The organism is Pantoea sp. B623, assembly GCF_024814475.1.
GTDB lineage: Bacteria > Pseudomonadota > Gammaproteobacteria > Enterobacterales > Enterobacteriaceae > Pantoea > Pantoea ananatis.
Window position 1 is genome coordinate 140,381 of sequence record NZ_JANUXM010000003.1, and the last position, 12,441, is coordinate 152,821.

Sequence of the window (12,441 nt, forward strand, 5' to 3'; positions counted from 1 at the left end):
ACCTGATACAGGCTCTAAAATTAATCTGAAAGGGTTAAGGGAGAGCGCAGGATGATCAAAATTTGCCTCACGTGCGGCACGTCATATCAACAGCAGGATGTTCACATTGATCGCTGTAAAATCTGTGAGGACGAACGTCAGTATGTCCCGGCAACAGGACAACAGTGGATTTCACCTGAGGCGTTGCATGCGGCCCACAGTAATAAATGGTCTCAGCTGGAAAAGGGATTATTCAGCCTGCAAACGGTGCCTGAATTTGCTATTGGCCAGCGGGCCTTTCTTGTAAAGGGCGCGCAGGGCAACGTACTTTGGGACTGCATTCCTGATCTTGACGATGCCACGATTGACATCGTTCGTGCCCTGGGCGGCATCAGCGCGATTGCGGTTTCTCATCCTCATTACTACAGCACCATGCAAGACTGGGCAGCGGTCTTTGATGCGCCGATTTACCTGCACGCCAGTGACAGCGAGTGGATTATGCGTGACAGCCCCTATCTGCGGTTATGGGAAGGTGAGACAAAAACCCTCATGCCTGATGTGACACTGTTACGTCTGGGAGGACACTTTGAAGGTGGAACCGTGCTGCACTGGGCAAAGGAGGATGGCATCGTGCTCTCTGGTGATATCGTGCAGGTTAGCGCAGGGTCAAACGCAGTCTCTTTTATGTGGAGTTATCCCAATATGCTTCCTTTACCCGCCGCGACAATCACTGCGATCGTCAATCGACTTCAACCCTATGATTTCAGGAAACTTTACAGCGCATTTGAAGGGCGCGATATTATTGCCGATGCCAGCAGTGTGGTGAAGCAGTCTGCGCAAAAATATATCGATTGTTTACGCTAACCGCGGCGGACAGCTCCAGCGCTGTCAGCCATCAAGCTCATCGACCCGTTCTACCTGCAAAGGTTTTGGCGTTTTGAGCGCTTCGATATGCGCCAGCGCGTGCCTCAAGCAAGGCTTCCGCCTGAGGTGTCAATCGATTCATCGGCATGGCGAGTGATGAGTCCGGCGTCCTGCAGGCGGCTAATCAGCCCGGACGCGCTGTGCGGTTTTAAAATCAGCCGCTCTGCAACCTAACCCACCGTTGCCGTTGCATCTCGCGCTACCCAAATAGTCAGTGGCGCCTGATGTTGCTGTGGTGTCAATCTCACATTGCGTGCCTGACTATCACTAAAGGCAATAAATCTGCGTAGTTCCGTGCGGAAGTTGGCCAGCAAGATGTAATCAGCATCTGTCATTTTCGGCTGTGACATACAGTCACCTTTGGCGATGGGGTTTATCTCGTAACACGATGTAAGTTTTCTGCTTTTAGACATTGCAAAAAAAGACATTACGCAGGGGCGCACTGTCGATTTACCTGCCAGGCTCAACGTAGCTGGCCACAGGGTATCTCACGCTGCCTTGCCCGATGGGGCCTTGTACATTAGATATCTGACCTACCCTGCTATCACGTCCGCTACGGGCACAAAGCGATCGTTGAGCCAGACCTTTAGCCTGACCAGGACTACAGCGATAAGTGCAAAGATGCGGCTCAGCGCCGTACGCCCGACGTAGTCGGGTACAGCCCTTTAAATGATGTGATTTCATGCGTTTAGCTGAAAATCCAGACGGGAGAGCGGTGCTATCAGGACGCACGTTCTTGCGCTGCCGGGCATCAGTCGGGTTCGTCTGAAGCAAGGCGCATCGTCGCCCTGGCTACCCAGAGATGGGGCGCGGGTTTAGTGTCCGCGCGATGAAGGGGAGCGGGTCGCGGCGGTTAATGAGTCAGTGAGGAAGACGTTCATGTGCGGATGAAGGTGAGCGGCGAAAAGTCGTCTTGTCGTGAATAATTTTCGGTGTTGCTGCGCTGATAGGGATGGTTGATTCAACACACTATCAGCGCTATATAAATCTTGGAGTTTGGTTCTATATTGCTCAGGCGCAAGGTGAACCGGGTTGCCCCGGTACAGAAAAGCCGCCGCATGAAGCCAGGATTTACTCCGCAACGTCGTCGTCTAGATTTTCTACGCAGACCGCCAAGGTATCCTAAAAATGTCAAACGCTGACAGCGACGCCGTCCCGTTGCAAACGTGCATGAAGCATGACGACCCGCCATTACGCGCAGGCGTTGACGCCGCCCCGGGAAGGCCAGGAATTGAAGCCCGATGGACATCGAGTGCCAAGAGCGGAATCGGCACGGCCCTTTCATCAGACTCGCGCGTCTGGTTCACCTTGAGCCACGGCGTTCTCAACGAAATCTATTATCCACGCGTTGACAGCGCCTGTACCCGCGATTGCGTCTTCGTCATCACGGGGCCTGAAGGTTATTTCTCCGAAGAAAAGCGCGACTGCCTGACCGAAACCTGTACCCACTCGCCAGGCATTCCGGCCTTCACAATCACCAACACGGCGCGTGACGGCCTCTACAGGCTTGAGAAGGACATCATTACGGATCCGGCCCGTGACTGTGTGCTGCAGCGGGTCCGCTTCACCGCGTTGAAGGGGAACGTTGAGGATTACACCGTCACCGCACTGCTCGCTCCCCATCTGGTGAATGCCGGACAAATGAACGCCGCCTGGATCGGCGAATTTAACGATAAGCCAGTGCTTTTCGCCACCGGCCGCTCCCGCTATCTGGCGCTCGTCTGCGACATCCCCTGGACGGCAATGAGCGCCGGGTTTGTCGGTATGTCAGACGGCTGGCAGCAGCTTAAAGAACAGGGACGCCTTGTGAACCAATACCGGCGGGCAGACGATGGCAATGTCGCGCTTGCCGGAGAGCTGGCGTTCACCAGCGCCTGCAGTGAAGCCACGCTGGCTATTGGTTTCGGCCAAACGGAATCCGAGGCCGCAGCGGCGGCAACCGCCAGTCTTAACGCGGGCTTTGATAAAGCGCGCGATGGGTATATTCGCAACTGGCAAGCGTGGCAGGACAGGCTCATTCCACTCGATCAAGAAGCGCGAAACGGCGTCAATACATACCGGGTTTCAACGGCGGTACTGGCCTCGCACAGAGCCGCTGATTGTCCCGGCGCCGTTGTCGCGAGCCTGACGATACCCTGGGGATTTTCGAAGGGCGATGACGATCTTGGCGGCTATCATCTGGTCTGGCCGCGAGACCTGGTCGAAACGGCAGGAGGGTTCCTGGCCGCAGGCGACGCCGACCAGGCACTCGCCATTCTGGAATATCTCCGTCGTGTTCAGGAGCCCTCCGGGCGCTGGCCACAGAACCTGTGGCTGGATGGAAAACCCTACTGGCCAGGCATCCAGATGGATGAGTGTGCATTCCCCCTTCTGCTTATGGATATGCTGCGCAGACTCGGCTATCTCGACAATAAAGCGCAGAAACGCTTTATGCCTATGCTACGCCGCGCGGCCTGCTACATTTTGACCAACGGCCCGGCGACCGCGGAGGACCGCTGGGAGGAAGACTCAGGCTACAGTCCGTTTACCCTGGCGGTCGAGATCGCTGCACTGCTTGCCGCCGCGGATCTGCTTTCGATAGACGGAGATGAAGCGGCGGCAAACCACCTGCGAGAAACCGCAGACTGCTGGAATGAGCAGATTGAAAAATGGACCTTTGCCGGGGATCCCCATTTTTGCACCTCGATTGGCATTTCCGGTCACTATGTCCGCATCGCGCCGTCGGGCGCAACGGATGAGGTCAGCGCATCCGGCAATACCGAGATTCGCAACCAAACACCGGATCGGGCGCTTCTGCCGACCGCTGATGTGCTGAGCCCGGATGCCCTGGCACTGGTGCGTTTCGGCCTGCGTGCAGCGGACGACCCGCACATCCTTGATACGATAAAGGCTATTGACCACAGTCTTCGGGTCGATTTACCCCAGGGGCCATTGTGGTATCGGTACACCGGTGATGGCTATGGCGAACACGCAGACGGCGCGCCGTTCGACGGTATCGGCCAGGGGCGTCCATGGCCTCTGCTGGCGAGCGAACGCGCGCATTACGAGCTGGCAGCGGGCAGGCACGACGCGGCTGAGGCGCTCCTGGCCACGCTGGAAAAATCGGCAGGCTCGGGCGGGCTGTTACCGGAACAGGTATGGGACGGCCCCGATATTCCCGATAAGGCGCTGTTCTTCGGGCGTCCTTCCGGTAGCGCCATGCCGCTTGTCTGGGCACATTCCGAACACATTAAACTGCTGCGATCGCTTCGCGATGGCGCGGTCTTCGATATGCCACCGCAAGGCGTTGAACGCTATATCAGGAATCAGACCGGATCGCATTTGCGCATATGGCGCTTTAACAACCGCGTGTCCTCCCTTCCTGTCTGGAAGCAACTGAGGCTGGAAACGGAAGCGAACGCCCTGGTGCACTGGAGTACGGATGACTGGGCTACCGTTTCTGACTCCCCGGCGCGCTCTTCGGGGCTTGGAACCTATTATGTGGACCTGCCTGTACAGCACGAAACCGCAGGAACCCGCGTTGTCTTTACCTTTTACTGGCCTGACGTTGAACATTGGGAAAACACCGATTTTACCGTTCACGTCGTAAATGAACCGAACGATCAAACCCGCATTGGCAATGGAGAATGATATGCAGATTGGAATGGTAGGTCTCGGCCGCATGGGCGCCAACATGGTACGTCGCCTTCTTAAACAGGGCCACGAGTGCGTCGTTTACGACGTGAACGCCGATAACGTTGACGCACTGGTTAAAGAAGGCGCAACCGGCGCGTTATCCCCTGGCGATCTGATTGCGAAGCTGGAGGCGCCGCGCGCGGTCTGGCTCATGCTCCCCGCGGCGATCACACCAAAGATTGCGCGGGAGTTCGCAGCAGCGCTGAATAAGGGCGACGCTATTATCGATGGGGGCAACTCCTTTTACCGTGAAGCTATCGACCTCGCCGGGGAATTTTCACCTCTCGGAATCGACTATATCGACGTCGGCACATCGGGTGGCGTTTGGGGCCTTGAGCGTGGCTACTCCCTGATGATTGGCGGCCCGCAGGCGGCCGTGAAGCGCCTGGACCCGATTTTTGCGTCGCTTGCGCCCGGTGCCGGTCAGAACATTGCGGAAGATGCGGCCCTGGGCACGGCGCCGAGAGGTTATCTTCATTGCGGGCCAGCAGGCGCCGGACACTTCGTCAAGATGGTACATAATGGCATTGAATATGGTGTCATGGCCGCCTATGCCGAAGGCCTGAACATATTAAAGGCCGCCAATAGCGGAACCGGCGAGCGGGAGGCTGATGCGGAAACCGCGCCCCTTTCCAGTCCGCAATATTATCGTTTTGATATCAATCTTCCCGCCGTTACAGAGGTATGGCGACATGGCTCGGTGATCGGTTCCTGGCTGCTGGATCTGACAGCCGAGGCGTTGAAACAGGACCCGAATCTCAACCATTATGATGGCCGCGTGTCTGATTCCGGTGAAGGGCGCTGGACATTGCAGGCGGCTGTCGACACGGGCGTTCCTGCTCCGGTTCTCGCGTCTGCTCTTTTCGGGCGTTTCTCTTCTCGTGGCGAAGCACTGTTTGCCGAAAAAGTCCTCTCAGCCATGCGGCACGCCTTCGGCGGCCATTTGGAAAAAACCAGGTAACGCGGAGGTACACAGCGATGGCGCAGCAACGATCAGATGTGCTGGTAGTGTTCGGTGTCACCGGCGATCTTGCCTACAAGATGATATTCCCTTCTCTCTATGCAATGGTGAAGCGTAAAACGCTCAGTACGCCCATTATCGGTGTTGCATTTGAAGACTGGACGCGTGACCAGTTGATCGCGCGTGCAAAAGAGGCGGTTGAAAAACATGTCGATGTGGTCGATCAGGCGGTCTTTGCCGCACTGGCGGACAGGCTTTCCTACGTTTCAGGCGATTATCGATCTCAGTCAACATTCGACGGGCTGCGCGAGGCGCTTGCCGGTCATCATAACCCGCTCTACTACCTTGCCATTCCCCCCTCCCTGTTTGAAACGGTTGCGGGGGGGCTGGCAGAGGCCGGTATCGCGAAAAACGCCCGACTTATGGTGGAAAAGCCGTTTGGCCGCGATCTCGCTTCGGCAAAACAGCTGAACGAGGTGCTGCACAAGGTTTTCGATGAGGACGCGATTTTCCGCATCGACCACTTTCTGGGCAAGGAGGCTATCCAGAACCTCCTCTACTTTCGCTTTGCGAACAGCTTCCTTGAACCCATATGGAATCGTGAACATATCGAAAGCGTTCAGATCACCATGGCTGAGGACTTCGGCATCAAGGGACGCGGCAAATTCTATGACGAAGTTGGCTGCATCCGTGACGTGATTCAGAATCACCTGGTTAATGTGCTTCTGTTACTTGCCATGGAACCGCCCTCCTCCGGCGCATCCGACGATTTGGTTGATGAGAAAGTCCAGGTGTTAAAGGCCATGCCGCCGCTGTCAGACGATGACGTGGTTCGGGGTCAGTTTGAAGGCTATACCGATGAACCGGGTGTCGCCGCGTCTTCTCCGACGGAGACCTTTGCTGCGGTTCGCTTTCAGATTACAACATGGCGCTGGAGTGGCGTTCCCTTCTATATCCGTGCTGGGAAAAATTTACCCGCGCATGCCACGGAAGTGGTTGTGCGCTTCAGGCGACCGCCGGTTACCCTTTTCGATGAAATTACCGACGAGCCCGCCAACTATATCCGCTTTCGCCTCGGCCCGGATATTACGATCGGCATTGGCGCGAGACGCAAGGCGTCCGGCGAAAAGATGCGGGGTGAAGCGGTCGAACTCACCGCGCTGGACGATGGTCTGGGCGATATGGCGCCCTACGAGCGGCTGATTGGCGATGCCATGGCGGGCGATCGTCAGCTTTTCACCAGGCAGGATGCAGCAGAGCTGGCCTGGAAAATCGTCGAACCTATACTGAAGGATAAAACCGTTCCACCTGCCTACAAACCAGGAACCTGGGGGCCTGCCGCTATGGCGGACTTTATGCCCCCCGGCGGCTGGGTCGATCCCGTTTGAGCCTATGGAGAATTACCAATGACGCGGCAAACTAAAAAAAAGAAAGATGATGTTGTTTTGTCCATCGACATCGGCGGAAGCCATGTGAAGATCCTCTCCAGCACTGGCGGGGTAAAAAAGAAGGCAGATAGTGGAAAAAACATGTCGGCCGCAGACATGGTTGCCGCGGTTAAGACCCTGGCTGAAGGCATGTCCTATGATGTGATTGCGATGGGATTTCCGGGTCCCGTCGCGGACAATAAACCCATTCGGGAGCCCGCCAACCTCGGTGAGGGCTGGGTGGGGTTTGACTATGCAGGCGCATTTGGCTGCCCTGTTCGTATCGTCAACGACGCCCTGATGCAGGCGCTGGGTTCCTATCAGGGCGGACGCATGCTGTTCCTCGGTCTTGGCACGGGACTAGGGGCTGCGATGATCATCGAAAACGTCGCTCAGCCCATGGAGATCGCTCACTTACCTTATCGCAAAGGCAATAGCTACGAACACTACGTAGGTGAAGCCTACCGGGTAAAAAAGGGGAACAAAAAATGGCAGGCGCGGGTTTTTGACGTGGTGGAAATGCTGACCACCGCGTTGCAGCCTGACTACGTGGTTTTAGGCGGAGGAAACGTAGATGAACTCGACTCACTCCCGCCAAAGTGCCGGAAAGGCGACAACACACTGGCATTCGAGGGAGGATTTCGTCTCTGGAACGATCCGAGATTAATTACTTGATTTCAACGCGTTGATTCGATGGGAAATATTTTCCTGAATCACGAATAGCCTTTTTTCTGGCGGAGCAGCAGCAACCATCCTGGTTCAGCCCGCCTGAAAAAAATGACCCCATCCTCCTCCACAGACGCGCATCTTATGGACACAACAGAAGCAAAAAAGCGGGGGCGCTATGCGCGCCATAACTCCATCATGCGTTCCCCCTTGCCAAACCCTTATAGACATGGGGATTCGTATTGAGCGGGAGCCAAACCCAAACATCATTGTCAGGCTCATCACCCGGCTTCATCACGCCCTGATGACATCTCCCGAGCTCATTGACAGACCAGGTGTGCGCCGGAAAACGTCGGAGACCTGCGCCAGCGCTATCCTTTCAGCGGTCTGCTTAACCCTGAAACCGGCAAGGTGTTTGAATTTATGTTCGACGGGATCAATACCTTTACACCCCGCCATCTGGCGTTTTTTACCTCCGACCTCCATTCTGCGTTTCAGACCGCGTTAGCCGGGAAAGCGGGTGTGGACAGTGAACGCCTTCGCGCAGCCATTGATGAATCAAGCGAACACCTTTTTGCGGCAGCAGGGTATGAGCCTGACATCTTTGCGGAAAAATTCCTGCCGCTGGTGCAGGCAAGCTAACTGAGATGAACAGCATGAGCGCGATTTATTACGTACTGGCTTTTGCAGCAGGTCTGGGTATTACCCTGCAGACAACACTGAACAGCCAGCTTGCAAAAGGGCTCGAGGGCGACCCGGTCACCGCCGCGTTGTTTTCCTTTACGGCCGGAGCGTTGAGCCTCGGCGTTTACTCTCTGCTACGTGGAGGGGTTTTCACCGCCCTTGCTGCCATCCCTTCACAGCCTCTGTGGAGTCTGACGGGCGGAAAGATCGGTGCCTGTGCGTTATTCAGCTATGTGGTACTTGCACCAAAAATCGGTTTTTCAGCCCCGCTCGGGTTGGCGATTGTCGGACAGTTGCTCTCATCACAGGTGATCGACCATTTTGGTCTGTTGGGCACCATAAGACGGCCGGTTTCGCTCATCAAGATGGGCGGCGTGTTGGTCATGCTGACCGGGCTCGGCATCATGCTTTTTGGCGACCGGCATACCGAGCATTTTCTGTATTAATCAAGCGACACTGCTGGTTAGGGACGTATGTCCAGTCGCAGACGTCCCTGACCTTCAGTTCGTTCACCCTCGCAACTTTTATCCTCCTGGAGAAATAACATATTTTCAGTAGCAGCCCATGTCAGCAATTTGCTGGGCGAGTGCCCCTCTGGTCCCAAAGAACACGCGACAGATATTGATGCTTGCCTTTCAGGAAGGGACCGGCGAAGTCATGCGCTGGCCTCTGCCTGAACGCCTCGGATGGATTGTCCACAACTGATTTATATGTTGCGCTCTCAAGGGGGCTGAATCTGTTACGATCTTCTTCGGTCGTGATGAGTTCTCACTATAATAACTCACCATAGACTGTCCCTAAACGAACGTACCTTAGTGTTTATAAGGTCCGCTTCTGGCACAAAGCGGACAGGCTGACCGAGCTGGAGGTCCGCTATGAGCGAGAGGCGGAAGTCAACATGATGAAGACCGGCAATTCTGCCAAATTAAAATAACGTCCCGGCCATGAAGTGCAGCTTCTAAGCCGGGATAGGCTTTAGGGATGTGTGTTGTGCATAGCAAACGCAGCTAAACGCTGATGATCCAATCGAAAATACTGCTTTTCTTTGATGAAAGAAGCCCCAAGGGACAAGTAAAATTCGGCAGCTTTCGGGTTGGTGGTTTCAGCGGTCCAGTCAAATCGCGTGCAGCCATGTTCAACGGCGAAAGCCGCAATAAATCGCATAAGTGATTTACCGACTCCCTGACCTCTAACCGCCGCTGAAGTGAAAAGATCTTTCATATATGCCTGACCGGAGCACTTTGGAGCAGGAAACATCAGTGTGAACGTTGCAAATCCGACAAGGACTCCGTTTTTCCATGCTCCTACGACACTTACTCCGGAATAGACGGAAAAAAACCTGTGGGTCAGATAAGAGAGCATTTCTTCATAGCTGGCCGCTTCACTCCCGAAATAATAAGAATCCATCTCGACAAAAATCTTTGCCAGATCGGGAATGTCAGAATCTCCACAGATATCGATTCTCATACGTATCCTTTTATTGTATGCACGAAACCCAAATTTAGCATAAGAATGCGGTCATGATGACCTGCTACCCGCTAATCAACTGGTTGGTAATGTCCGCTTCTGGCACAGAGCGGACACGGCATCAATATTACGCAGTTGCCTCTGCCTTGCTGGCAAGCCAAATCAGTGCGAGAGACTAACCGGTACAGCCTCCAGACGGTGCCAAACTGCCGGAAGCCAGTTTACTTAGGAGGTCACCATGGAGATAATAATTCACAATATCGCCATTTATTCTGCCCCCTAAAGATTGATAAAAACGGTTTGCTCCGGCGTTTGATTTCTCGGCATTCCAGCTAAGGCTACGACACTCATGCTCAAGAGCGAGTTTTGCCATAAAGCGCATTATGGATTCCCCAGTGCCTTTACCTCTCTCACTCCGTGAAACATACAGCTCTTTGATGTGTAACTCTCCACTGTACCGGGGCGAAGGATAGAGAATGCTGCAACACGCCAGCCCAACGATATTTGCATCGCGGCGAGCCCTGAGCACCAGAGTACCGGAGAGCTGACTGAAGAGTCGATTGCGGAGATAATTCTTCAACAGTGTTTTCTGAATGATGCCCTTACCATAGTAGTGCTCTTCCATCTCGGTAAAAATTTTCACCATGGATTCCCATTCATCTGGCGGACACATTTCTACCGTTACTTCCATGTTTACTCCCTATAAATGACAAAACGCCATAGCTGAGCCGGGGTTTAGCACAACTACAGTCCACAACCATTCCGCCGGTTTCTGAGTAAGTATCCCCGACACATCAGAAGCGTCGTTTCGATTGTGTCTGAAAGAGAACGATCCGGTCAATCCTGCGCTGGTCTGATGTTGGCACGTTCAATTAAACAATTTAGATATGTCTGCTATGAGCGAACAGCGGACGTCAAAATGATAGAGACATGGAAGTTCTGACATAATGAACATAACAACCCTTTCGAACACCATATGTCCTCCCTGAGGCTGTAGTAGCGCCCGGAATGTAATCAAATCCCACCCTTAATGTTGGGTGTTGCACTTTCGGACGAGAAGCTCTTCCCCGTAAGCACTGATAAATTCATTGAATACTTCTTCTTATATATCGCCGGAAAAATAATCAGCTTCAAACTCAAGGCATTCCTAAAAGGAATGATTTCGGTTCTAAAAATTCATTTCTGCAATGGCTTTACGAAGCATATAGTTTTTCTGTATTCAGAGCATCTACCTGATTCTATTAAATAAGGAAAAGATAAAATGATAGTTTCATCGCCCGCTGATTATCGTGAAGCTGCACGTATGCGCATCCCAAGATTTCTCTTTGATTACATAGATGGTGGGGCTGTGGCAGAAAATACAATGAATGCCAATGCTTACGAACTGTCATCCGTAGCTCTTCGCCAGCGGGTTCTTTGTGGAGTCGGTGAAACTAATCTTTCCACCAAAGTACTTGGGTCATCATGGTCCTTACCCATAGCATTGGGTCCTGTTGGAGCTACTGGCATGTATGCCCGTCGTGGGGAAGTCAAGGCAGCTCGGGCTGCATCTAAAACAGGTATTCCCTATACGCTTTCTACCGTATCAGTTTGTTCTATTGAAGAAGTTGCGAGCCATGCATCTGGAGAACTCTGGTCGCAGCTTTATGTGCTTAAGGATCGCGGATACATGCGCAATGCGCTTGAGCGTTCGTGGGCCGCAGGTATGAAGACTCTCGTGTTTACTGTAGATATGCCCATACCTGGCTCCAGATACCGTGACAAACGTTCCGGAATGTCTGGACCGATGTCGACGCTTAGGCAATATGTACAGGCGTGCATTCACCCTCAATGGGCTCTGGATGTCGGGCTGAGAGGCCGTCCCCTATCCTTTGGTAATATTGAGGCTTATACCAGACGTAAGATGAAGATGGCCGACTATATGGGATTCATCAGCAGCAATTTTGATCCATCTATCACCTGGAAAGATCTGGAGTGGATTCGCGAAAGCTGGCAAGGGAACCTAATCATTAAGGGAATTCTCGAACCTGAGGATGCACGAAATGCAGTAAGGCTTGGCGCTGATGGTATTGTCGTTTCTAATCACGGCGGAAGGCAGTTGGATGGCGCAGTTCCAACAGCAAGAGCTCTGCCTCGTGTGGCAGATGCCGTTGGAGACGATCTCACCGTATTAGTGGACTCTGGTATTCGGTCTGGCGTTGACGTTATCCGCATGCTTGCTCTTGGGGCGAAAGGAGTTTTACTGGGGCGCGCGTACATTTATGCTCTTGCCGCAGCCGGAGAAGAAGGAGTAGAACATTTACTACGGCTGTATGCTGAAGATATGAAAGTGACAATGACACTGACAGGTGCAACGTCTCCTTCAGACATAAACTCGGGATGTCTTGACCGCTTAGAGAAAGAATTACTTACGTTACAAAGATGACCTTTTGAGCTGTACTCTCTTCAGGCTGATAACGGGCGAGGTGGCGCTGTTTAGATACCTCGAATTATATAGCAACAGAATACCGAAGTTGATTCTACGCTAACAAAAAGCCCGGCCTCATAAGTGAGCGCAGTGCTTATAAGCTAAATCGGGGCCAGCGCCTCTTGTCAAGCTGGCTGACCTGCTCCCGGCAAACTAACATAGCACGATCTAAGTAAGTTCCGCTTCTGGTA

General features: G+C 53.5%; 10 protein-coding genes. 8 read left to right on the forward strand and 2 right to left on the reverse strand.

The features are described 5' to 3' along the window. Positions 1-51: 51 nt before the first annotated feature. From NXS97_RS01280 to NXS97_RS01310, 7 genes are all read left to right on the forward strand, one after another. Complete coding sequence (locus tag NXS97_RS01280) at positions 52-843, forward strand: MBL fold metallo-hydrolase (RefSeq protein WP_064352102.1); 792 nt, start codon at positions 52-54, stop codon at positions 841-843. A 1,188-nt stretch (positions 844-2,031) separates the two neighbouring features. Continuing rightward, the gene (locus NXS97_RS01285; RefSeq protein WP_259231621.1) at positions 2,032-4,533 is read left to right on the forward strand and encodes a glucan 1,4-alpha-glucosidase; all 2,502 of its coding nucleotides are present in this window, start codon (positions 2,032-2,034) and stop codon (positions 4,531-4,533) included. Between the two features lies 1 nt (position 4,534). Continuing rightward, entirely contained in the window at positions 4,535-5,539 is a 1,005-nt protein-coding gene (gnd, locus tag NXS97_RS01290) for a phosphogluconate dehydrogenase (NAD(+)-dependent, decarboxylating) (RefSeq protein ID WP_116197845.1), read from the forward strand. A gap of 17 nt (positions 5,540-5,556) precedes the next feature. After that, positions 5,557-6,927 carry a glucose-6-phosphate dehydrogenase gene (zwf, locus tag NXS97_RS01295; RefSeq protein WP_014333129.1) on the forward strand — a complete coding sequence of 457 codons (1,371 nt, stop codon included), beginning with the start codon at positions 5,557-5,559 and terminating at the stop codon, positions 6,925-6,927. A gap of 18 nt (positions 6,928-6,945) precedes the next feature. Beyond that, entirely contained in the window at positions 6,946-7,641 is a 696-nt protein-coding gene (locus NXS97_RS01300; protein WP_116220111.1) for an ROK family protein, read from the forward strand. 414 nt (positions 7,642-8,055) lie between these two features. Next, positions 8,056-8,274, forward strand: a complete 219-nt coding sequence (locus NXS97_RS01305) for a hypothetical protein (RefSeq protein WP_105077568.1) — start codon at positions 8,056-8,058, stop codon at positions 8,272-8,274. Positions 8,275-8,288: 14 nt separating this feature from the next. Continuing rightward, positions 8,289-8,762: a DMT family transporter gene (locus tag NXS97_RS01310; protein ID WP_105077588.1), complete on the forward strand. Its 474-nt coding sequence runs from the start codon at positions 8,289-8,291 to the stop codon at positions 8,760-8,762. Positions 8,763-9,291: 529 nt separating this feature from the next. On the opposite strand, the gene NXS97_RS01315 is transcribed toward NXS97_RS01310, so the two are convergent. Next, positions 9,292-9,783: a GNAT family N-acetyltransferase gene (locus NXS97_RS01315; protein ID WP_105083254.1), complete on the reverse strand. Its 492-nt coding sequence runs from the start codon at positions 9,781-9,783 to the stop codon at positions 9,292-9,294. A 175-nt stretch (positions 9,784-9,958) separates the two neighbouring features. Further along, positions 9,959-10,474 carry an N-acetyltransferase gene (locus NXS97_RS01320; protein WP_105077570.1) on the reverse strand — a complete coding sequence of 172 codons (516 nt, stop codon included), beginning with the start codon at positions 10,472-10,474 and terminating at the stop codon, positions 9,959-9,961. A gap of 570 nt (positions 10,475-11,044) precedes the next feature. On the opposite strand from NXS97_RS01320, the gene lldD reads away from it, so the two are divergent. After that, positions 11,045-12,208, forward strand: coding sequence for an FMN-dependent L-lactate dehydrogenase LldD (gene lldD, locus NXS97_RS01325; protein WP_105077572.1), 1,164 nt, complete (start codon positions 11,045-11,047; stop codon positions 12,206-12,208). Positions 12,209-12,441 lie beyond the last annotated feature (233 nt).